We start from the raw sequence: 22238 nt of genomic DNA on the forward strand, positions 1-22238 counted from the left end.
GCCGCAATGTATGCGCCGCTTACATTAACTGCGAGTCGCTCCACCGTCAAGTGTTGACACTGCTTACACCTGCCCGTAGCCTCCGATGTAAGCAATGCATACATCAGGCGAGGAGCCCCTATGACCAGCACGACCACCGCCACCGTCGACATCGACCTGGGCGGCCGCACCGTCGCCGTCCCGAAGGGCGGCCTGTTCGACCGCTACCGCATGGACACCCCGCTCGACGAGGTCGCGAACGACCCGCGCGTCCCCGGCGTCGACTTCTTCCGCACGCTGCCCAAGACCGAGGTCCAGTCCCCGATCGGCCCGACACGGACGCCGAACTTCTACTACGCCATGTCCTCCGCGCGGCTGACGATGCTCGCTCCGAGTAGAGCGATTCGGCGCCGCATCCCGCGCGAGCTCGCACCGCTGGAGATCGCACCGGGCCTCGGACTGGTCTCGGTGATGCTGTTCCGCTACGACGTGTGCGACATCGACTTCTACACCGAGGCCGCCGTCGGGGTCGCGGTCCGGCCCGCACGCAACGGCGGGATCGGCACCGCCGTCGCCGACGTCGACATCGCGTTCTCCGCCCCGACCCCGAAGCAGACGGCGTTCACCAGCGGCGAGAAGGTCTCCACCCTCACCTCCTACACGCAGCGCGATGGAGCCTGGCATTCCACGCTCAACCAGACCAACGTCCTCTCCGGCGGCGGCACACGGTTCCCCCGCGATATCGACCTCACGATTGGCGATGGTCGCATGGCCGACGAGCTACGCGCCCTGAAACCACTGCGGGCCATCGCGTTCGACGTCAACACCTCCGCCCAGGCGGCGCTGCACATGCCGGTGCCGGTCTCGGTCAGGCGAGACGCGTGATCTCCACCACCACATCGAGATCCGACGCCCCGCCGCCCGCGATCACCCCGCGCAGCGGCGGGACGTCGGCGTAGTCGCGGCCCACGCCCACGGACACGTGCCGCTCACCGATCGGAACGTCGTTCGTCGGGTCGTAGCCGCGCCACTGGCCCGTCCACGCCTCGATCCACGCGTGCGACTCGCCGGCGACCGTCGACCCGATCTCCGCGTCGCGCTGCGGATGCAGGTACCCCGACACGTACCGCGCGGGGATGCCGACGCTGCGCAGCAACAGGAGCGTGAGGTGCGCGTAGTCCTGGCACACGCCCTTGCGCTCGTCCCACGCGTCGATCGCGGACGAATGCACTCCCGTCGTGCCGGGCACGTAGTCGAGCTCGTCGTGCACCCACCGGCACACCGCGAGCACGGCATCGTCGGGCTCGAGGTCCTTGACGAGCCTGCGGGCCTGCGCCGCGAGCTTGCGCTGCTTCGGCACGTAGTCGGTGAAACTGAGCAACTCGTCGAACCGGTCGCGGACCTTCTCGGTGGCCAGCTCGTCCCAGTCGACCACCTCGCCGGAGTCGTCCGGCACCTCGGTCTCGACCACCGACGCGCCCGTGACCTCGAGCGCCGTGTGCGGCGCGTGCAGGTCGAAGGCGGTGACCGCGGTGCCCCAGTAGTCGGTGTACCGGTACGCGCGGGTCGCGGGCACCGTCTCGACGCGGTTGAGGATCACGTTCTGCCGCTGGTCGCTGCGCGGGGTCAGCCGCGCCTCGTTGTACGACGAGGTGACCGGGGCGTTGTAGCCGAATCCGGTGGAGTGCACGACTCGAAGACGCCAGCTCACAGCTCCCCCTCCAGGATGGTGTCGATGTCGCCCCGCGCGCGGGCGTCGGTCCACGCGACGTACGGCGTCACGTGGAAGTAGCGGGCGGTGATGGCCTCGCCGGCCGCGTGCCCCAACTCCTGCAACGCGACGAGCCGCCGCTCCAGGTCGTCGAGCAGCTCGCCCGGTGCGAGGTACTCGAGCTCGCCCCGTGCGCGGCCCAGCAGACGCTGCGCCTCCGTCCGCGTGCCGAGGCGGCCCTCGCGGCCGCCCTCGATCGCGCTCAGGCAGTCCTCGGCGGTGGTGAGTGCGTGGATCACCGAGCGCGGGAACAGCCGGTCCACCAGGATGAACTCGACCACGCGGGTGGCGTCCAGCACACCCCGATATGTGCGGAGGTACGTGTCGTGCGCGCCGGTGGCGCGCAGGACGGTGACCCAGGTCGGCGAGTTCGCACGGTCACCGGCGCGGGAGAGCAACAGGCGCACCGCCATGTCCATGCGCTCGATCGAGCGGCCCAGCAGCAGGAACCGGTAGCCCTCGTCCCGCGAGAGGGTCGAGTCGGTGAGGCCGGCGAACATCGCCGCACGGTTCTTGATGTAGTTGAGGAACTCGTGCGGGCCCAGCCGGCGAGCGGCGCGCTCGCGTTCGGCGAGGCCGTTGTAGGTGGCGTTGAGGCACTCCCACATCTCCGAGCTGGTGACCTCGCGTGCGCCGCGGGCGTTCTCGCGGGCGGACGCGACGCTGGCCGCGATCGACCCGCTGCCGGCGTCCCGGTTGTAGGCCACGACCTCCGTCACGGCCTTGAGGTCGAGCGGCTGGTCGGCCGGCGGCTCGGGGATGCCGAGCACCCGCACCAGCTGCCGGGACACGCGATCCTCGTCGACGGTGGCGTCCTCGAGGAACTGGTGCACGGTCACGTCGAGCATGCGGGCGGTGTCGTCGGCGCGTTCGGCGTACCGGCCGATCCAGTACAGCGCTTCGGCGTTACGCGCGAGCATGGCGGTCCTCCTCCCGGGCCTGCTGCTGTTGTTGGTCCTGCGAGCTGAGTTCGGGCCCGAGCTCCACCTGCTGCTGCTCCGCCAGGTCGCGGCTCGGCACCACCTCGGCGCCCTCCAGCTCCGCCTCCGCGGCCGAGGAGCGCGCCGCGAGCACCCAGGTGTCCTTGGAGCCGCCGCCCTGGGACGAGTTGACCACGAGCGAGCCCTCCGGCAGGGCGACGCGGGTCAGGCCGCCGGGGAGCACCCATACGTCGTCGCCGTCGTTGACGGCGAACGGGCGCAGGTCCACGTGCCGGGGGCGGGCCGATTCGCCGATCTTGGTCGGCACCGTCGAGAGCTGCACCACCGGCTGCGCGATCCAGCCCCGCGGATCGGCCTGCACCTTGCGGCGGATGGTCGCGAGCTCCTTCTCGCTCGCGTCCGGGCCGAAGACGATGCCGTACCCGCCGGAGCCCTCGACCGGCTTGATCACGAGCTCGTCGATGCGGTCGAGCACCTCCTCGCGCTCGTCGTCGAGCCAGCAGCGCCAGGTGTCCACGTTCTGCAGCAGCGGCTTCTCGCCGAGGTAGTAGTCGATGATGTCGGGCACGTAGGTGTACGTCAGCTTGTCGTCGCCGACGCCGTTGCCCACGGCGGAGCTGATCACCACGTTGCCGGCGCGGGCGGCGTTGAGCAGACCGGCGACACCGAGGACGGAGTCGGGGCGGAACTGCATCGGGTCGAGGAAGTCGTCGTCGATGCGGCGGTAGATCACGTCCACCTGCTGTTCGCCGCTGGTGGTGCGCATGTAGACCACGTTGTCGCGGCAGAACAGGTCGCGACCCTCGACGAGTTCGACGCCCATCTGCCGGGCGAGGAGCGAATGCTCGAAGTACGCCGAGTTCGCCATGCCGGGGGTGAGCACCACCACCGTCGGGTCGGCCTCGTTGGACGCGGCGCTGCGGCGCAGGGCGCGCAGGAGGTGGGAGCTGTAGTCGGCGACGGCGCGCACGCGGTGCCGCAGGAACAGGTCCGGGAACACCTGCGCCATGGTCCGGCGGTTCTCCATCACGTAGCTCACGCCGGACGGGGACCGCAGATTGTCCTCGAGGACGCGGAACGTGCCCTCCGCGTCCCGGATGAGGTCGATGCCCGCGACGTGGATGCGCACGCCGTTCGGCGGCCGGATGCCGGCGGCCTGCCGGTGGAAGTGGGCGCAGGAGGTGACCAGGCGCTTGGGCACCACCCCGTCGCGCAGAATCTCCTGCTCGGAGTAGACGTCGTCGAGGAACATCTCCAGCGCCTGCACGCGCTGTTTGATGCCCTTCTCCAGGCGGTTCCACTCCCCGGCCGCGATCACCCGGGGCACCAGGTCGAGCGGGAACGGCCGCTCGCGCCCCTCGAGCGAGAAGGTGATGCCCTGGTCGATGAAGGCCGCGCCGAGCGCGTCCACGCGGGCGGCGAGGTCCGATTCGTCCGCCGACGACAACGCACCGAAGATGCGCTTGTACGGGGTGCGGACGGTGCCGTCCTCGGTGAACATCTCGTCGAACGCCCGGCCGTACGACGGTGCCTCCTCGTACCCTGCGAACAACCGCGCGTCGTCGGACAGTCGGGGTACGGCCGGTCGCCGGGTTGCGGATGCCGAGCGTCCCGTGTTGGAGGCCTTGGCCTGTTTCTGCGGGGTCACCCGGCCATCGTGCCCCACCGGCGCCGTTTCGGCAGCCGTCTGGTTCACGGCGTGGCAAGGTGACGGCCAGGCGGCGTTCGCGCGATGAGCGCCGCGATTTGGGTTGTCTCCGCCGCGCTGGTAACCTGGCACGTCGGCAGTCAGTACGGGCTGCAATTTTTCGAGACGGAGAGTTTGACGCGTGGCCAACATCAAGTCCCAGATGAAGCGGATCAAGACCAACGAGCGCAACCGCCTGCGCAACCAGTCGGCGAAGTCGTCGCTGCGCACGGCCATCCGCCACTTCCGCGAGGCCGTCGACGCCGGGGACAAGACCAAGGCCGGCGAGCTCCTGCTGAGCACCAGCCGTCAGCTCGACAAGGCCGCCAGCAAGGGCGTCATCCACGCCAACCAGGCCGCCAACAAGAAGTCGGCCCTCGCGCTGGCTCTGAACAAGCTCTGATCCTCCGCTAGACGCGCGTATCACCGCGCCGCACCACCTTCCGGCACCACGCGGGCCGGGGCTGGTCCGGCGCGGTTTTCGCGTATCCGGGTTCGACGGTGCGCCGCCCCTCCCACCGCACACGCAGTGTGGGGGTCAGGGGTTCGAGTCCTCTTACCCCCTGTTGCTTCCGACCGCCGCGCTCACCCCGCGAGGGTGGCGACCCTGCGCACGGCGATCTCCAGCGCGTAATCGGGGTCGGCCGCCTGGCCCTTGACGTCCGCATTCGCGGCCGCGACGACCCGCAGCGCGCCCGCCACGTTCTCGGCGCGCCAGCGCCGCGCGACCTGCGTCATCTTCTTCACCTTCCACGGCGCCATGCCCAGCTCCCCCGCGTCCCGGTACTGATCCGGCGTGCGGCCGAGCCCACGGATCCGGGCGACCGAGTGCACCGCGTCCGCCAGCGCGTCGGCGATCAGCACGTGCGGGGTGCCGCGGTGCTGCGCCCAGCGCAGGGCCTCGAGCGCGGCAGCCACCTGGCCGGCGACCGCCTTGTCGGCGATCTCGAAGCCGGTGACCTCGGCGCGGCCCGCGTAGTAGCGGTGCACCGCGGCGAGGTCCACGCGGCCGCCGGTATCGGCGACGAGCTGCGCGATCGCCGCGGCGAGTTCGCGCAGGTCCTTGCCGACGGAGTCCACCAGCAGATCCACCAGCTCGTCCGAAACGCGGACCTTCTGCGCCCGGAACTCCGACTTGGCGAAGTCCGCCCGGTCGCGCGCCGACGTGATGGTGGGCACCTCCACCATGTTCGCGCCGGCCTTCTTCAGGGCCGCGACCATCGCCTTCGCGCGGCCACCGCCGCTGTGCTCGATCACGAGGGTGATCCCGTCCGGCGGGTTCTTCGCCGCCTCCACGATGAGGTCGACGGGGGCCTTTCCGGCCTCACCCGCGGCCTCGAGGACGACGATGCGCTCCTCGGCGAAGAGGAGGGGCTCAGCAGCTCGACGAGCTCCGACTGGTCGACGTCGCCCGCGCGGATCCGGGTGACCGGCACCGCATCACCCACGCCGCCGGGCAGCCCCATCCCGCCGTCGCCCGCCGCCGCGCGCGCCGACTCGACGATCGCCGCGACCGCCCGCTCCACCAGGAGGCCCTCGGTCCCCACCACCACGTGTACGCGCGCGCTGTCCACCACGACTCCCATACTTCCAGACCCCACCGACGACGATGCACGCCGCGACCAGCAGTGCCCCGGCGGTCGCGCCGCCGGGCACCGTCAGCACCCCGATCCGCGCGCACCGGCGGGCGACCGTGATCACCCACCACAGCTCGGGACCGGTCGCCCGGACGGCCAGTCCCGCTACCGGGGCCGCCAGCGGTGACGCCACCGCCGCGAGCGTGCCCACCACCGTGATCACCGGAACCACCGGGCCCGCCAACAGATTCGCGGCAAAACCGCCGAGCGGTAGGCGACCGGAGAACGCGATCACCAGAGGCAGCGTCACGACCTGCGCCACCACCGTCACCGCCAGCAGCGCGGCGAGCGTGTCCGGCATCCGCGCCGACGCCAACCTGTCGCGCAGCACCGGCGCCCACAGCACCAGCCCCGCGGTTGCCGCGACCGACAACGCGAAGCCGATGTCGCGGGCCAGCACCGGGCGCGCCGCCATGAGCACCACGACCGCCGCGAGCAGAGCCACGAACGGCTGTTTCGAGCGCCGCAGCGCGAGCGCGCCGACGCCGACGAGACCCATCACCGCGGCCCGCACCACCGATCCGGTGGGCCCGACCAGGCCCACGAACGCCACGATCGCCGCCGTAGCGACCGCCGCTCGCGCCGCGAGCGGAAGTCCCAGCGCCGCACATACTCCCAGCACGCACAGCGCGATGATCGCGAAGTTCGCGCCGCTGACTGCGGTCAGGTGTGTCAGGCCGGAGTCCTGGAAGTCGCCGCGCACTGTCGGCAACGTCGCCGATTCGTCGCCCAGCACCAGGGCGGGCAGCAACCCGGCGGCGTCGGCCGGGAGCGCCCCTGTTGCCACCGCCGTCAGGGAGCGCCGCACCGCCGCCGCGGCCCGGAAGTGCGGCGGTGCGCGGCCGAGCACCGTCGGCGCGCCGGAACCGATGAGGACCGCGGCCACGAAACCCGGACGCGTGCTGCGGAGCACGGTGGCGCGCAGCGCGACCCGTTCGCCGGGGACCAGCCGCCCGAGGTCGATCGTGGCGCCCAGCAGCAGCACCTGCCCGCGCACCGCGATCGCCCGATCGGCCCGCACCGCGAGCGCCGTGGCGGGCACCAGCACCCGCGACGAGTCCAGGTGGCCGCCCGGCTCGCCGGAGCGCTGGCGGGGCCACTCGTCCACCTCGATCACCACTGCCACCGAGCCCGCGCCGTCGAACGCCGCGATCGGCGCACGCTCGCGGTCGTGCACCCGCACCGCGACGGACGCCGCGACACCCGCGCCGAGGCCGGCGGCGGCGACCATCGCGAGGCAGACTGCCTGCGCCGGCGGACGCTCGGCACGGCGCCGGAACACCTCTGCCAGCACCGCGACCGCCGTCAGGGTAGCGGTCGCCGACCAGGCCGCCGTGGCCGAGACCAACGCGATCGCCGCCGCTCCCCAGCAGATCAGGGCCGCCGGCAGCAACCGCAGGTCCAGGCGCTCGCGCATCTCGCTCTCCGTCCGCGGCGCCGACTCAAACGGTGGCCATCGGTTTGATCTTCGCGAGCTTCGCGTCGCCGATGCCGCTCACCTTGGCGAGGTCGTCCACCGCGGCGAACGGCCCGTTCCGGTCGCGGTACGCGATGATCGCCGCGGCGGTGGCCGCACCGACGCCGGGCAACCTGTCGAGCTCCGCCGGTCCAGCGGTGTTGATGTTCACCAAGCCGCCGGCGGACGCCGCCGCGCTCGCACCCGCCGCGCCCGCACCCCCGGATGCGGCGCCCGCTCCCACTACCGAGCTTCGCAGCTTCACCCCCGCTGTCGGGTCCACCACGCCCACGACCACCTGGTCGCCGTCGCGCAGCGGCTGAGCGAGGTTCAGGCTCGCCGTGTCCGCACCGTTCAGCGCGCCCCGGGCGGCATTGAGCGCATCCGCGACCCGCGCGCCGGCCCGCAGCCGATGCAGGCCCGGCGCGCGCACCATGCCGACCACCGCCACGACGAGCTCCGACGACGGCGGTTTCGCCGCCGCCGCGGCGGACGACGGGACCCCGTTCCCAACGGCCCGGTCCGCCGCCCGCTCCGTCCCCTTGGCGGGTGCCGCGACCGACGACGACGCCCCGGCGAAGTCCACCACCGGGTACTCGCCGCCACCACCGCCGGGCGTGCCGAACACCGCCACCGCGGCGACGATCGCCGCGATCACGCCGACGGTGATCAGGGCCAGGGCGGCCCGCGGCGTGGTGCGCACCCGGTCGACGGTCGACCGCCACCCGGACGGCTCGTCGTCCCAGAGATCGTCGTCCGCGCGGCCACCGCGGGGCGGCGGATCCAGCGTGTCGTCACGCCACTCCGGCGATCCGGCGCCCGCGCCGGCCGTCCGCGCGCCGCGGAAGTCCTCCAGCCACGCGGGCCGCGCGAAGATCTGATCGTCCTCGGCGCCCGCAGCCGGCGCCTCGCGTTCGGTGTCCATGACCGCACCGTAGGCCGGGGGCACCGTCGGAAAGCCCCGCCAAGGCCCCGAATCGGCCCGCCTGTGGATAACCGCGGATCTGTGGATGAGCGGGCCCGGCGGACCTGCGCCGTCGGACCGGTGTGCTAGGCCGCGGGCGCCCCGTCGACCAGCGCGGGAGCAACCGCGACGCCCACCGCGCCGGGCCCCAGGTGCGCGGCGATGGTGCCACCGAACGAGCCGATCACCAACTCCTCGAGCTGCGGGAACTCCTGCTTCACCAGCTCGGCGACGTGCGCGGCGGCGTCGGGCGCCTCGACGTGATGGACGGCGACTCGTGCGGGGCGGTCCCCCAGATGCTGCGATGCCAGCGCCGCCGGCTGATCCCGCGCGCGGGAGACGGTGCGCGTCTTGCGCTCGGAGACGATCCGGCCGTCCTGCAGTCGCAGCACGGGCACGATCTGCAGCGCACCGCCCAGCAGCTTCGCCAGCGCGCTCACCCGGCCCCCGGCCCGCAGGTGGTCGAGCGTCGCGACGCAGAAGAAGCCCTCGGCACCGTCGAGCACCTGGCGCGCGGCCTCGGCGACCTCGTCGGCGGACGCGCCCGAGCGGGCGAGACGGGCCGCCTCGAGCACACCGAAGCCCATCGCCATATCGATGCACCGGGAGTCGATCACCGTGATGTCGGCATCGAGGAGCGCGGCCTGCGCGACCGAGGTGGAGTACGTCGAGCTCAGGTACGAACTCATCGTGATGACCACGACGCCGTCCCCGCCGGACTCGGCGACCGCGGCCGTGAGCACCTCACGGACCTCCCCGATGGAAGGCCCGGATGTGGTCACCCTCCTTGACGAACCGATCGGCCTGGTAACCGGTGCCCCGGTCGATGTACTCGCCCCCGGGGGAGAGCACGTGCAGCGGCAGGATGTGGATGCCCATCTCCGCGGCGCGCTCGGGGACGATCGCCGCCGACGCGTCGGTCACCACGACAACGCTCACGAATCACTCCCCTCCCGCAGGGAACGCAGCACCCGCCGCGCCACCTGCTCGTGCATCTCGAACGACCAGTGGATCCCGTCGATGTTATTGATCCCCGCGTCGAACGACCACTCGCACAGGTCACGCACGGGCACCAGCGGGACCGACGCACCGTCGGCCCACTGCTCCATCGCGGCGTTCGTACGCGCCCACCCCGGCTGCGCGTAGGCGTACGCGCGGGTACGGTGCACCGCCGGGCCGAGCACGGCCATCGGCGCGTCGGGGCGCAGCGCCCGCAGCGACTCGTAGGTCTTGCCCAGGTAGTCGACGGTAACCGCCGGTGGCAGCGCCATCGGCCATCCGACCGGCGAGAACACCCGTTGGATCACGGCGTAGCCGTCGCGCGCACGGGCCCGCAGCGACGCCGGCCGCAGGTAGCGGATCTGCTCGCGCAGCGCGGTGGGGACGGGCGAGGGCAGCGAGTCCATACCGCCGAGCGCCAGCACGGCCGCCTCCACGGTCGGCACCGTCGCCCACACCCGCGGGTCCTGCGTGACGCACCACCAGCCGTCGCGGGTGGTCCACCCGACCCGCCCGAACAGCTCGCAGCGCAGCCCCAGCTCGGCGGCCACCAGATTGGGCCAGATCCGCGGATCGGAGGTGGGTAGCGCACCGTCGGGTCCGTAGAAGCCCAGCGAATCGCTGAGCACCAGCAGTGTGCCCGTCATCGAGATCCGCTCACTGCACCTCGCCGGCCACCTCGGCCGACGCGTTCCACACGTCCAGCCGCCACCGCGGCACGTCGCCGTGCCCCGACAGCTGCACCCAGCTGCAGTTGCCGAGCCCGCCCAGGATCGGCCAAGACGTGACGGGCAGGTCGAGCAGCCGGGCCGTGAGCGCGGCGATCAGGCCGCCGTGCGCCACCAGGACGACAGGCCGTTCGGACGCGCCCCACTCCGTCAGGGCGGCGGTCAGGTCCTCGACCAACGGGTACGACCGCGCCGCCACGTCCACCCGCGCCTCGCCCCCGGGCGGCGCCCACTCGGGCGCGTCGCGCCAGCGCAGTCGCGCGCCGGGCATGTACGCGTCCACCTCGCGGTGGGTCAGGCCCTGCCAATCCCCCAGCATGGTCTCCCGCAGCCGGACATCGTGTTCGACGGTGCCGCCCGTCGTCGCCGCCAGCGCCGCCGCGGTGTCGCGGGCGCGGCGCAGGTCGGAGCTGACGATGCGCAGCGGGTCGCGGTCCGAGCGCCGCCGCGGCGGCGGCCGCCTGCCGGTGCCCCAGATCAGTGAGGTCGGTGTCGAGCTGGCCCTGCATCCGCCCCTCGGCGTTGGACGCGGTCTGGCCGTGCCGGAGCAGGATCAGGCGGCGGACCGTCGGGGTGAGGCGCTCGACGGACGAGTCGAGACCGTCCTCGACGTGCATCAGGCGCCCTCGACGCCGTCGGCGGCCTCGTCGCCGTGCTGCCCGAGCCCCTCGACCTCGATGTGCGGGCAGTCCTTCCAGAGCTTCTCGAGCGCGTAGTAGTCGCGCTCGTCCTGATGGAACACGTGCACGACGATGTCGAGGAAGTCCAGGAGGGCCCAGCGGCCCTCGCGGGCGCCCTCGCGGCGGGTGGGCTTGACGCCCGCCTCGCGGAGCTTCTCCTCGACCTCCTCGACGATGGCGCTCACCTGTCGCTCGTTGCTCGCCGAGGCGATGACGAAGGCCTCGGTCAGCACGAGCTGCTCCGAGACGTCGAGCACCACCACGTCGCTCGCGAGCTTGTCGTCGGCCGCGCGGGCCGCGATGGCGGCGAGGGTGCGGGCCTGATCCGATGCGGTCATGATCCTCCTGGGTTCACGGTCTTCTCCGGCGCGGGATGGCTCTGGTAGAGCGCGCGCTTGGCGATGTACTGCACCACGCCGTCGGGCACCAGGTACCAGACGGGCCGCCCGGCATCGGCCCGTGCGCGGCAATCGGTCGACGAGATGGCCAGCGCGGGCACCTCCACGAGGAACAATCTATCCTTCGGCACGTCCGACAGGTGATCGGCGGCCAGATGGTAGCCGGGACGCGAGACGCCGATGAACGTCGCGAGCCCGAACAGCTCCTCCCAGTCCTGCCAGCTCAGGATCGACGCCAGCGCGTCGGCGCCGGTGATGAAGAACAGGACGGCGTCGGGGTTCTGCGCCCGCAGGTCGCGCAGGGTGTCCACGGTGTAGGTGTCGCCGCCGCGGTCGATGTCCACGCGGCTCACCGAGAACCGCGGGTTCGAGGCGGTCGCGATGACCGTCATGAGGTAGCGGTCCTCGGCGGGAGTGACGTCACTCTTCTGCCACGGCCTGCCGGTGGGCACGAACACGACCTCGTCGAGGTCGAATCGGTCGGCGACCTCGCTCGCGGCCACGAGGTGCCCGTGGTGGATCGGGTCGAACGTCCCGCCCATCACGCCGATCCGCCGGCGCCGTCCGGCGGTGCTGGACTGCTGCATAACGGCCCATCCTATGGGCTGCCGGACGGCCCATCCCATGGGCGTCGGTCAGACCGGTAGTAACCGTCCGATCACATCGGCGAGTTGACCGGCCGTGCGGCACTCGTACATGTCGATCAGCCGGCCGTACTTGTCGGCCACCGAATCGCCGCTCCCCCACGCCGCCCGCCGTTCCGGATTCAGCCAGAACGCGTGCCGGGCCCGCTCGACGAGCTCGTCCAGCTCGGCGAGCGCCGGGTCGGTGTGGTTGGACCGCGCGTCCCCGAGGATCAGCAGCGTCCCCCGGTGCGTCACCGCGTCGGGGAAGTCGCGCAGGAACGTTCGCAGCACGTTCCCGTAGTCGGAGCCCCCGAACCGGGCCACGTTCGTCTCCCGGATCACCCGGTCGAACATGTCGACCACGGTGTCCACCGTGAGCGTGCGCGTCGGGTCGATGTAGTCGGTGATCTCGTCCACGGAGTCGACGAAGCCGAACACCCGGATCTTGGAGAACTCGGCGCTCAGCGCGTGGGTGAGCAGCAGCGTGAAGTTGGAGAACCCGGCGACCGAGCCGGACAGGTCGCACAGCAGCACGAGCTCGGGCTTGGTCGGGCGGGGTCGACGGTGCGCCAGATCGATCGGCACGCCGCCGGTCGACATCGACTTGCGCAGCGTCCGCCGCAGGTCGATGGGGCCGCGGCGGGCCCGGCGGCGCCGGACCAGCAGGCGCGTAGACAGCTGCCGGGCCAGCGGCCGGACCGTCTGCTCCATGCGGTGCAGTTCACTGCGGGTGGCGGCGAAGAACGCCACGTTCTCGGGCAGCTGCGGCGCCGCGTACTGCGCCACCGCTTCCGGTCCCCGTCGGGCGGCCATCGCAACGGAGGTGAGCTCGGTGACCCGCTCGGTGAGCCCGGCGACGCGCGAGCGGGCGACCCGGCGGGCCGACTCGTACTCGAAGCTCCCCGGCGCCGCGCCGTCCTCTCCCGCCGCCGCGAGCAGCCCGTTGGCGATGGCGGCGATGAGCGTCTGCGGGTTGAGCGCCTTGAGCGCCTGGTACGAGGAGAACGCCGTCCCGGTGGCGGACTGGTACTCGCCGAGCTGCTCGACGATCTGGCTGGCGATGCCGTCGTGGTCGCCGCCGGCCACGAGCGCCGCGACGGCCTCCTGCCGCAGCGCCTCGCGCACGGCGTCCGGGTCGGGCGGGGTGTCGGCGGCCGGCATCTTCAACGGGTCCACCTGGTCCGGCGGGGCCTCGCCCGGGGCCCCCGAGCAGCCCTGCCCGCCGGATCCGGCGGGACCGTCGGGCAGCGCCCCGAAACCGCCGCGGACCGGGAAGTACAGGTCGAAGATGACGTCGAAGGTCTTGCGGTGCATCTGCTCGCGCAGCAGCACTGCCGCGAGTCCCTCGCGGAGCTGGCCGCGGTCGGTGAGGTCAAGCACCGTCAGCACCTCGGCGGCGGTGATCGCCTCGCCGGGGCCGATGGCCATGCCGCGTTCGCGCAGTGTCCGGACGAAGGCGTGCAGGTGTGCGTCCAGCGGCGTTCCCGCGGCCGGTCCCGTGCCGGGTTCGACGGTGACCATCTACAGCCCCAGCGCCGCCGCTGCGGTATCGATGTCGACCTGGTGCTTGAGCACGACGCCGAGCGTCGAGCGGAGCGCCGCTTTGTCGATCGACCCGTTCGCGGTGCCGGTGACGCCGAGCGCGAGCAGGGTGCGGCACCAGTCCAGGGTCTCGGAGACGGACGGCTTCTTCTTCAGGTCGAGGCCGCGCAGCGTGGAGATCACGCGGAGCAGCTGCTGCGCGACCTCGGTGGGCAGGTCGGGGACGCGGCTGCGGATGATCGACAGTTCGAGTTCCGCGTCGGGGAAGTCGATGTGCAGGTAGAGGCAGCGACGTTTGAGCGCCTCCGACAGCTCGCGGGTGGCGTTGGAGGTGAGGAACACCAACGGCTTGCGGGCGGCCACGATGGTGCCGAGCTCCGGCACCGTCACCGCGTAGTCCGAGAGGACCTCCAGCAGCAGCCCCTCGAACTCGAGGTCGGCCTTGTCCGCCTCGTCGATCAGCAGGACCGACGGTCCGCTCTCCCGCACGGCCTGCAGGAGGGGCCGCGGGAGGAGGAACTCCTCGGAGAAGACGTCCTGCTTGGTGTCGTCCCAGTCGCCGTCGTTGCCCGAGGACTGGATGCGCAGGATCTGCTTGGCGTGGTTCCACTCGTACAGGGCGCGCGCCTCGTCGATGCCCTCGTAGCACTGCAGGCGCACGAGCCGCGCCTCGCGGGCCTGCGCGCACGCGCGCGCCAGCTCGGTCTTGCCGACTCCGGCCGGCCCCTCCACGAGGAGCGGCTTGCCCAGCCGGTCCGCGAGGAACACGGCGGTGGACGTGGCCGTCGACGGGATGTAGCCCGTCGCCCGCAGCGCCGAGGACACGTCCTCGACGCTGCTGAACAGCGCGGTCGGGGCCGGGGTGATCAGGTTCGTACTCAGAGTGAGGCCTTCCTCTTGAGGACCTCCTTCGTGAAGCCCTTCGACGCGATCTCTGCACTCATCTTCACACTCTCGTGCAGGCCGAGCCGAGAGGCGTACCGCCGGGCCCGATCGCGCGACCCGGCGGCGGACCGTCAGGCCGCGGACTTGCGCTTGAGGACCTCCTTGGACAGACCGTTCTTGATGATGTCCATCGCCAGCTTGATGCCCTTCTTCACCACGAAGCCGGGCGCCTTGACCTTGGGGTCGAGGTACATCGTGACCTTGACGTGGGTCTGATCGTCGCCCTTCGGGGACAGCTCGTAGATGCCGCCCTGGCTGCGCACGGCGGTGCCCTCGTTGCGGGTGTCCCACTTGCAGCTGGTGTCGGTGAAGACGTAGTCGAACGTCAGGTTGTCGGTGAACATCATCAGCCCGACGGACGCATCGACCACGCTGGGCCGGCCGTTCGCGTCGCGCTCGACCACCTTGACGTTGCTGTGCGCGGACGACCAGTCGGGCAGCGCGTCGACGTCGGCCAGCGTGTCCAGCACGAGGGAGACGGGGGCGTCGATGTCGAATTCGAGGGACTCGTTGATTGCCATGCCCGACAACCTACCGCCGGACCGCGCCGCTGTTAGCGGGGTCGGACATGTCCGTCCCCCAGGCCACCCACTTGGTGGACGTGAGCTCCGGCAGGCCCATCGGGCCGCGGGCGTGCAGCTTCTGCGTCGAGATGCCGATCTCGGCGCCGAACCCGAACTGCTCGCCGTCGGTGAACGCGGTGGAGGCGTTGACCATCACCGCGGCGGCGTCGACGCGAGTGGTGAAGGCGCGGGCGGCGGCGAGATCGCCGGTGACGATGGCCTCGGTGTGGCCGGTGCCGTAGCGGTCGATGTGCCCGATCGCCTCGTCCAGCCCGTCGACCAGCTTCACGGCGACGTCGAGGCTCAGGTACTCGTCCGCCCAGTCGGTCTCCGTGGCCGGCACCATGTCGGCCTCGTCGCCGTGCACCACGACACCCTCGGCCTGGAACGTGCCCAGCAGTCGCGGGAGGAAGGTGCCGGCGAGCGCGCGGTCGACGAGCACGGTCTCCACGGTGTTGCACACGCTGGGCCGGCGGGTCTTGGCGTTGACCACGATCCGCTCGGCCATGTCGAGATCCGCCGCGGAATGGACGTACACGTGGCAGTTGCCCGTGCCGGTCTCGATGGTCGGGACGGTCGCGTCGCGCACCACAGCCGCGATCAGCCCGGCGCCGCCGCGCGGGATCACCACGTCGACGAGGCCGCGGGCGCGGATCAGCGCGGTGACGCTGGCGCGCGAGTCGGCGGAGAGGAGCGCGACCGCGTCCGGCGTGATGCCGCTCGCCTCCAGGGACTCGCGCAGCACCGCCACCAGGGCCGCGTTCGACGAGGCGGCCGAGCTGGAGCCGCGCAGCAGCACGGCGTTGCCCGACTTGAGGGTGAGGCCGAACGCGTCGACGGTGACGTTGGGCCGCGCTTCGTAGACGATGCCGACCACGCCGAGCGGCACGGCCACTTGCCGCAGCTCGAGACCGTTGGGCAGGGTCGAGCCGCGCAGGACCGTCCCGACCGGGTCCGGCAGACCCGCGACCTGGCGCAGCCCCGAGGCGATGCCGTCGACCCGGGCCTCGTTGAGCGCGAGCCGGTCGATGAGGGACTCCTCGGTGCCGGCGGCGCGCGCTCGATCGACGTCCTCCGCGTTGGCCGCGAGGATCCGATCCTTGGCCGCGAGCAGCGCATCCGCCGCTGCGTGCAGGGCGTCGTTCTTCTGCTCGGTGGTGAGCGTGATCAGCGACTTCGACGCGACGCGGGCGGCGCGGGCCGCCTCCTCGATCGCGGCGGTCGCGGTCTGCAGGTCGGCAGCGGCATCGGCGTCGGAGGCGGTGGGCGTGCTCATGGATCGAGAATACGTGCCGGGCTCGCCTGTCGGTGCGCGGTGTTAGGTTGCGGCCATGTCCCGCCGGAGATCCTCGCGCCGCCTGTCCCGCCAGGCGTGGATCGGCCTCGTTCTGGCCGTTGCGACCGCGGTGTTCGTGGCGGTCGGGGTGGTGCAGGACCGTTCGGCGGGCACGCCGTCCCCCGGCCCCTCCGCGCCGTCCGCCACCCGGTCCGACGGTGCGCCCCTGGCGGGGTCGTGATCGTCCCGGCCCGCGAGCGTGCGCCCGTGAAGTACCGGCGCGCGGCGTTCGGGAGGGCCTGGACCGACGACCAGGCCGCGCCCCTCGGGCACAACGGCTGCGACACCCGCAACGACGTGTTGGACCGCGACCTGGAGGACAAGACCTACGTGCGCACCTCGGCGTGCCCGAACGCGGTCGCGACCGGCACGCTGGTGGACCCGTACAGCGGCAGCACCCTGCGGTTCGAGCGCGGCCCGAATACCTCCGCGAAGGTGCAGATCGATCACGTCGTCCCGCTCGCCTACGCGTGGGACATGGGGGCATGGAACTGGGACGATGCGCGCCGCACCGACTTCGCGAATGATCCGCGCAACCTCGTGGCCGTCGACGGGCCGGCGAACGAGAACAAGAGCGACTCTCCCCCGGGCCGGTGGATGCCGTCCAACGAGCGCTTCCACTGCCAGTACGCGCGCCAGTTCGCGTTCGTCGCCCGGGAGTACGGCCTGTCCGTGGACCGGGCATCGGCCGCCGTCGTCGACCAGGCCGCGAACACCTGTCGCCCGAATGGATGAACCGTGTTCCGTTCCTATCTCCGATCGTCCCCGTTCGCCGGCGAGAACCTCTTCGGTCTCACATGTAATCGCAGGCCGATTCTCCTGATCGAGGACGGGGCGCTCACACAATCCCAAACCGATCCCGTCATGGAACTCGCCAGCATTGTTGATGCCAAGATACGCCGCTATCGAATCGACGGTTCAGGCCGCAGGACCTCGTGGCGGACCGTCCCGACACTGGCGCACTCAACAGATTCGGCGATCCGAGTTCCGGGCGAGGCCTGCAGGCAGCTTGTCCAACCGGCGGCACCATCCAAACGCGAACTCGCGGCCCTGGGGCCACTGCTGCTCGCCGCACGACTCGGCGCATCGGTCGTCGTCCGCGCGGCGGGGGACGACGGCGCGGCGAACCTCGATCCGTACTGTGCATTCGCCCGCCCGAGCGAGTTCCTTCCCATCCTCGCCCACTACGGTCGTATGCGTGGGAACACCGTGTGTCTTCCGAGCATGGGGTGGGCCGATAGGAACGTCCCACTTCACCAGTTCTACCCCATGTACTACGCACCGGTGGTCCTGCCCCAACAGGCTCGACTTCTCGGAGTCTGTCAATCGATGTCCGCCGCATCCGGTGACCCAACGCTCGTACGACTCGCGGCCACCTTGCAGATCCGACTCGGGCGGGCGTTGGCAGGATTCGATGCACTGTTGGCGGCGCTGTCCTCTCCCCCGACAGGCTCTCCTCCGTGGGCGCCATTCTCGACCGGCGGGGCGACACCGCACGAGCCGAATCCGCGGTCGATGACGTCCTGATCAATCTCACCGGAACTCTCGACGCGCTGGCCGCGCTCCATGTCCATGCGAACATCGAGAACGCCAGCCGAATGAATCAGCCACATGACCGCTCCTGGTACAACCGCAATGTCCGCGACTTCTTCGGCCAAAACCAGGTGAAAGCACTCACCGCGGCACGCGCCGATATCGCATACATCGCCAAGTTGCGAAACACAATTCACGGCGCAGTACCGGAAGTCGTTCCGATCCATTCCACGAATCTGGTCGCCGCCAATCGCGCGTTCAAGGCACCCGAATGGGCTGGCTCCTCCTGGGGCCTCGCCGTGGCGGCCGCCTCACATAGCGATCATGGGTTTCCAGCAGATTTTGCATCGCGTTTCAGTATCGGACGGCAGGAATCGGTGGTCCGCGCCTTCTCGCCGGCCCACGAGACGTCGCACGTCGTGTGCGACCCGGCCACGCTGTGTTACGAGTCGATTCGGTCCACGGCACGATTCGCGAACGAGTTCGTTCGTGCACTACTCACTTCTCCCGGGCGCGTCGGAAGCAATGCGGTATGCGCCGCGAATCGCGAACTCGATCCGCACGACTCGACCCTCCACTGGCTGCGGTCTGTGGAATCGGATACCGCCAGGAAGACCGCTCGACAGGTATCCGAGCTCACGTTCACGTTCTGACCGGCTGAGCGGCGTCTGCACCCGAGTGGTCGAGCCACGATCGTACAAACAAGCATTGCTGCTTGTTTTTGGTCGCGGGCTGACAGAGTGTGGGCGTGCCCACTTCAGCCCCCGTGTTCGACGCGCTCGAGGCGACCTCCGCCGCCGTCGCCGCGATCGCCGACTCCCTGACCGACTGGTCGCTCCCCACGCCCGCCGAGGGCTGGACCGTCGCCCACCAGGTCGCCCACCTGGCCTGGACCGACGAGGTATCGCTGGTCGCCGCCACCGATACCGACGGCTTCACCGCGATCCTGCAGCAGGCGATGCAGGATCCGGTGGGGTTCGTCGACGCCGGCGCCGCCGAGCTCGCCGCCGACCCCGATCTGCGCGCCCGCTGGGACCGCGCCCGCGCGGCCCTCGCCGTCGCGCTCCGCGAGGCCGACCCCGGCACACCGCTCCCCTGGTTCGGCCCGCCGATGCGGCCCGCCACCATGGCCAACGCCCGCCTCATGGAGACCTGGGCACACGGCCTCGACATCGCGGACGCCGCCGGGACCGAGCTGGACATCCCCGTCGCCCTGCCCCACGTAGCCAAGATCGCCTACAAGACCCGCGACTTCGCGTACACCGTCAACGGCGAGACCCCGCCCGCGGAGCCCTTCGACGTCTTCCTCGTCGCCGCCGACGGCTCCGAGCTCACCTTCGGCCCGGGCGACGCCGCGCAGCGCGTCACCGGCTCGCTCGAGGACTTCTGCCGCCTGGCGACCCAGCGCATCAACGTCGCCGACACCGACCTCGTGGCCACCGGCGACGACGCCGCCCACTGGCTCACCATCGCGCAGTGCTTCGCGGGCGCCCCCGGCGCCGGCCGCGCTCCGCAGGGAGGAATCGAATGACCCGCTCCATCAGCATCGCGAACGTCTCGGGGTTCTACGGCGACCGCGCGGCCGCGATCGGCGAGATGCTCGCCGGCCCGCGCGTCGACTACATCACCGGCGACTACCTGGCCGAGCTCACCATGCTCATTCTCGGCCGCGACCGGCTCAAGGATCCCGACCTCGGCTACGCCAAGACCTTCCTGCGCCACCTGACTCCGCACCTGGGCACCCTCGCGGAGCGAGGCACCAAGGTGGTCGTCAACGCGGGCGGGCTCAACCCGGGCGGCCTCGCGGCCGCGGTAGAGAAGGCCATCGAGAACGCAGACGAGTCCGCCCGTCATCTCACGGTCGGCTGGGTCGACGGTGACGACCTGATCGCCCGGTCGGCCGACCTCGGCGTGCCGAACGCGGTGACCGCCAACGCCTACCTCGGCGCGTTCGGCATCGCCGACCTGCTCACGGCGGGCGCCGACATCGTGATCACCGGCCGGGTCACTGACGCCTCGGTGATCCTCGGCCCCGCGATCGCCGAATTCGGGTGGCAGCGCACCGACTTCGACGCGCTCGCCGGCGCGGTGGCCGCGGGGCACATCATCGAGTGCGGCACGCAGGCCACGGGCGGCAACTACGCGTTCTTCGACCGCCACCCCATCGAGCAGCTGCTGCACCCCGGCTTCCCCATCGCCGAGATCGCCGCCGACGGTTCCTTCGCCATCACCAAGCAGCCCGGCACCGGCGGCGTCGTGGAGGTGGGCACCGTCACCGCCCAGCTCCTCTACGAGGTCACCGGCCAGCGCTACGCGAATCCCGATGTGACCCTGCTTCTCGACTCGATGACCCTCACCCAGGACGGCCCCGACCGGGTCGCGGTCACCGGCGTGCGCGGCGAGGCACCGCCCGAGACGACCAAGGTCGCCACCACCACGCTCGGCGGTTTCCGCAACGAGATCGCCTTCCTGCTCACGGGAATCGAGATCGAGCGCAAGGCCGCGCTGCTCGAGGCACAGCTGCGCGACGCGCTCGATCCGGCTCCCGCCGACCTGCAGTTCCGCCTCGCGCGCACCGACCACCCCGACGCCCCGACAGAGGCGGCCGCCTCTGCCACCCTCACCGCGGTGGCGTGGGACGCCGACCCGAACCGCGTCGGACGCGCCTTCAGCTCCGCCGCAGTGGAACTCGCACTCGCCACCTACCCCGGCGCCTCGCCCATGGCCCCGCCGTCCAGCGGCGGCCCGTACGGGGTGTACCAGGCCGTGTACGTCCCCAACGGCGACGTCCCGCACCGCGCGCACCGCCCCGACGGCACCGTTGTCGACATCGCCCCGCCGGCGGTCGTCCAGGAACTCCCCGCGGACCCGTCCCAGCCCGGCGGCGACGACGTTCTCCCCGCAGGCCCGACGGTCCGCGTCCCCCTCGGCACCGTCTTCGGCGCGCGCAGCGGCGACAAGGGTGGCAGCGCCAACGTCGGCGTCTGGGCGGAGTCCGACGCCGGCTACGAATGGCTCCGCAGTAATCTGACCGAACAGGCTCTGCGCGAACTCCTCCCGGAGACGGCGGACCTCCCCGTCCGCCGCTACGAACTGCCGAACCTCAAGGCCGTCAACTTCGTCATCGAGGACCTGCTCGGCAAGGGCGTCGCGCACGGCTACCGGTTCGACCCGCAGGCCAAGGGCGTCGGCGAGTGGCTTCGCGGCCGCTACGTCGACCTGCCCACCGGCCTGCTCCCCGCCGGCCACAGCACGAAGGAGATCGCATGACCAGCCTGTGGGAGTCCGAGGAGCGACTCGCGCTGCGCAAGACGGTGACCGCGTTCACCGAACGCGAGATCCTGCCGCACCTCGACGAGTGGGAGGCCGGTGGACTGCTCCCCCGCGAGCTGCACAAGAAGGCCGGCGACCTCGGCCTGCTCGGCGTCTCGTTCCCCGAGTCCGTCGGCGGCGGGGGCGGCGACCCCCGCGACGCGCTCATCGTGTGCGAGGCGCTGCACGAGGCGGGCGGCTCCGGTGGCCTGTTCGCGTCGCTGTTCACCTGCGGGATCTCGGTGCCGCACATCATCCTCGCCGGCACCGACGAACAGAAGCAGAAGTGGGTGGCCCCGGTCCTCGCCGGCGACAGGATCAGCTCGCTGGGCATCACCGAGCCCGGCGGCGGCTCCGACGTGGGACACCTCACGACCACCGCCCGCAAGGACGGCGACCACTACATCGTCAACGGCGCCAAGACGTTCATCACCTCCGGCATCCGCGCGGACTGGGTGGTCACCGCGGTCCGCACCGGCGGCGAGGGTGCCGGCGGGATCAGCCTGCTGGTGATCCCCAAGGGCCTGGACGGTTTCGAGGTGAGCGCCCCGCTGAAGAAGATGGGCTGGCACGCCTCGGACACCGCCGAGCTGTCCTTCACGGACGTCCGCGTCCCCGCCGAGAACCTCATCGGCCCCGAGGGCAGCGGCTTCCTGCTCATCGGCGCCGCCTTCGTCACCGAACGGCTCGCTCTCGCGGTGCAGGCATACTCGCACGCGCAGCGGTGCCTCGACCTCACGCTCGACTGGGTCCGCACCCGCGAGACCTTCGGCCAGCCGCTGATCAAGCGCCAGGCCGTGCAGAACACCGTCACCGAGATGCGACGCCGCATCGAGGTGGCCCGCGTCTACAGCCGGCACGTCGCCGACCAGTACGCGGAGGCACTCGAATCCGGCGGCCCCGCGGCGGCCGCTGAGCTCGTGCCCCAGGCGTGCTTCGCGAAGAACACCGCCGTCGAATGCGGCGAGTGGGTCGCGAACGAGGCCGTGCAACTGTTCGGCGGCCACGGTTACATGTCCGAGTACGAGGTGTCCCGGCACTACCGCGACGTCCGCATCCTCGGCATCGGCGGCGGCACTACTCAAATCCTCACCACCCTGGCGGCGAACCGCCTGGGCTACAAGTAGACCGGAAGGACTCC

20 protein-coding genes and 3 pseudogenes are annotated in these 22238 nt (G+C 71.3%); 7 read left to right on the plus strand and 16 right to left on the minus strand.

What is annotated here, in order from left to right; all coding sequences use genetic code 11:
- Nucleotides 1–120: 120 nt before the first annotated feature.
- Entirely contained in the window at nucleotides 121–864 is a 744-nt protein-coding gene (locus tag MTP03_RS15115) for an acetoacetate decarboxylase (protein WP_248488957.1), read from the plus strand.
- Here MTP03_RS15115 and MTP03_RS15120 read toward each other — a convergent pair.
- The 3 genes from MTP03_RS15120 to MTP03_RS15130 are packed head-to-tail and all read right to left on the minus strand — an operon-like array spanning nucleotide 848 to nucleotide 4192.
- Nucleotides 848–1690 carry a transglutaminase family protein gene (locus MTP03_RS15120; protein WP_248488958.1) on the minus strand — a complete coding sequence of 281 codons (843 nt, stop codon included), beginning with the start codon at nucleotides 1688–1690 and terminating at the stop codon, nucleotides 848–850. The genes MTP03_RS15115 and MTP03_RS15120 overlap by 17 nt on opposite strands.
- A complete protein-coding gene (locus tag MTP03_RS15125) occupies nucleotides 1687–2670 on the minus strand; it encodes an alpha-E domain-containing protein (RefSeq protein ID WP_248488959.1) in 984 nt (327 codons plus the stop codon). Before MTP03_RS15125 ends, MTP03_RS15120 begins: the two co-directional genes overlap by 4 nt.
- A complete protein-coding gene (locus tag MTP03_RS15130; protein ID WP_248492221.1) occupies nucleotides 2657–4192 on the minus strand; it encodes a circularly permuted type 2 ATP-grasp protein in 1536 nt (511 codons plus the stop codon). Before MTP03_RS15130 ends, MTP03_RS15125 begins: the two co-directional genes overlap by 14 nt.
- A gap of 328 nt (nucleotides 4193–4520) precedes the next feature.
- Between MTP03_RS15130 and rpsT the strand changes: the two genes are divergently transcribed.
- Nucleotides 4521–4781: a 30S ribosomal protein S20 gene (gene rpsT, locus MTP03_RS15135; protein WP_248488960.1), complete on the plus strand. Its 261-nt coding sequence runs from the start codon at nucleotides 4521–4523 to the stop codon at nucleotides 4779–4781.
- A 182-nt stretch (nucleotides 4782–4963) separates the two neighbouring features.
- Here rpsT and holA read toward each other — a convergent pair.
- The 13 genes and pseudogenes from holA to MTP03_RS15195 all read right to left on the minus strand — a co-directional run bounded on the left by holA (nucleotide 4964) and on the right by MTP03_RS15195 (nucleotide 16192).
- Nucleotides 4964–5931 (minus strand): annotated as a pseudogene (gene holA, locus MTP03_RS15140) (DNA polymerase III subunit delta).
- On the minus strand, nucleotides 5819–7432 hold the full coding sequence (locus tag MTP03_RS15145) for a ComEC/Rec2 family competence protein (protein WP_248488961.1): 1614 nt from the start codon (nucleotides 7430–7432) through the stop codon (nucleotides 5819–5821). Before MTP03_RS15145 ends, holA begins: the two are co-directional and overlap by 113 nt.
- 25 nt (nucleotides 7433–7457) lie before the next feature.
- A complete protein-coding gene (locus MTP03_RS15150) occupies nucleotides 7458–8396 on the minus strand; it encodes a ComEA family DNA-binding protein (protein WP_248488962.1) in 939 nt (312 codons plus the stop codon).
- Between the two features lie 125 nt (nucleotides 8397–8521).
- Entirely contained in the window at nucleotides 8522–9178 is a 657-nt protein-coding gene (locus MTP03_RS15155) for a DegV family protein (RefSeq protein WP_256465157.1), read from the minus strand.
- 1 nt (nucleotide 9179) lies between these two features.
- Nucleotides 9180–9374 (minus strand): DegV family protein, encoded by a 195-nt coding sequence (locus MTP03_RS22875; RefSeq protein WP_256465158.1) that lies wholly within the window; start codon nucleotides 9372–9374, stop codon nucleotides 9180–9182.
- Nucleotides 9371–10081, minus strand: a complete 711-nt coding sequence (gene octT / locus MTP03_RS15160) for a diglucosylglycerate octanoyltransferase (protein WP_248488963.1) — start codon at nucleotides 10079–10081, stop codon at nucleotides 9371–9373. Before octT ends, MTP03_RS22875 begins: the two co-directional genes overlap by 4 nt.
- A gap of 10 nt (nucleotides 10082–10091) precedes the next feature.
- Nucleotides 10092–10779, minus strand: a pseudogene (locus MTP03_RS15165) (histidine phosphatase family protein).
- Nucleotides 10779–11180, minus strand: a complete 402-nt coding sequence (gene rsfS / locus MTP03_RS15170; RefSeq protein ID WP_248488964.1) for a ribosome silencing factor — start codon at nucleotides 11178–11180, stop codon at nucleotides 10779–10781. The pseudogene MTP03_RS15165 and the gene rsfS overlap by 1 nt, the downstream one beginning before the upstream one ends.
- Nucleotides 11177–11827, minus strand: a complete 651-nt coding sequence (gene nadD, locus MTP03_RS15175) for a nicotinate-nucleotide adenylyltransferase (RefSeq protein WP_248488965.1) — start codon at nucleotides 11825–11827, stop codon at nucleotides 11177–11179. The genes rsfS and nadD overlap by 4 nt, the downstream gene beginning before the upstream one ends.
- Before the next feature lie 48 nt (nucleotides 11828–11875).
- Nucleotides 11876–13387, minus strand: coding sequence for a VWA domain-containing protein (locus tag MTP03_RS15180; RefSeq protein ID WP_248488966.1), 1512 nt, complete (start codon nucleotides 13385–13387; stop codon nucleotides 11876–11878).
- A complete protein-coding gene (locus MTP03_RS15185; protein ID WP_248492223.1) occupies nucleotides 13388–14278 on the minus strand; it encodes a MoxR family ATPase in 891 nt (296 codons plus the stop codon).
- 146 nt (nucleotides 14279–14424) lie between these two features.
- Nucleotides 14425–14874, minus strand: coding sequence for an SRPBCC family protein (locus MTP03_RS15190; RefSeq protein WP_248488967.1), 450 nt, complete (start codon nucleotides 14872–14874; stop codon nucleotides 14425–14427).
- A gap of 10 nt (nucleotides 14875–14884) precedes the next feature.
- Complete coding sequence (locus MTP03_RS15195; RefSeq protein WP_248488968.1) at nucleotides 14885–16192, minus strand: glutamate-5-semialdehyde dehydrogenase; 1308 nt, start codon at nucleotides 16190–16192, stop codon at nucleotides 14885–14887.
- Between the two features lie 55 nt (nucleotides 16193–16247).
- Between MTP03_RS15195 and MTP03_RS15205 the strand changes: the two are divergent.
- The 5 genes and pseudogenes from MTP03_RS15205 (at nucleotide 16248) to MTP03_RS15225 (ending at nucleotide 22224) form a co-directional block, all read left to right on the plus strand.
- A pseudogene (locus MTP03_RS15205) lies at nucleotides 16248–16987 on the plus strand (HNH endonuclease family protein).
- A gap of 725 nt (nucleotides 16988–17712) precedes the next feature.
- Complete coding sequence (locus MTP03_RS15210) at nucleotides 17713–18438, plus strand: hypothetical protein (protein WP_248488970.1); 726 nt, start codon at nucleotides 17713–17715, stop codon at nucleotides 18436–18438.
- A 95-nt stretch (nucleotides 18439–18533) separates the two neighbouring features.
- The gene (locus MTP03_RS15215) at nucleotides 18534–19316 is read left to right on the plus strand and encodes a TIGR03084 family metal-binding protein (protein ID WP_248488971.1); all 783 of its coding nucleotides are present in this window, start codon (nucleotides 18534–18536) and stop codon (nucleotides 19314–19316) included.
- Nucleotides 19313–21055 (plus strand): acyclic terpene utilization AtuA family protein, encoded by a 1743-nt coding sequence (locus tag MTP03_RS15220; protein WP_248488972.1) that lies wholly within the window; start codon nucleotides 19313–19315, stop codon nucleotides 21053–21055. Before MTP03_RS15215 ends, MTP03_RS15220 begins: the two co-directional genes overlap by 4 nt.
- Nucleotides 21052–22224, plus strand: a complete 1173-nt coding sequence (locus MTP03_RS15225; protein ID WP_248488973.1) for an acyl-CoA dehydrogenase family protein — start codon at nucleotides 21052–21054, stop codon at nucleotides 22222–22224. Before MTP03_RS15220 ends, MTP03_RS15225 begins: the two co-directional genes overlap by 4 nt.
- Nucleotides 22225–22238: the final 14 nt, after the last annotated feature.

This window comes from Tsukamurella sp. PLM1, from assembly GCF_023168325.1.
Lineage (GTDB): Bacteria > Actinomycetota > Actinomycetes > Mycobacteriales > Mycobacteriaceae > Tsukamurella.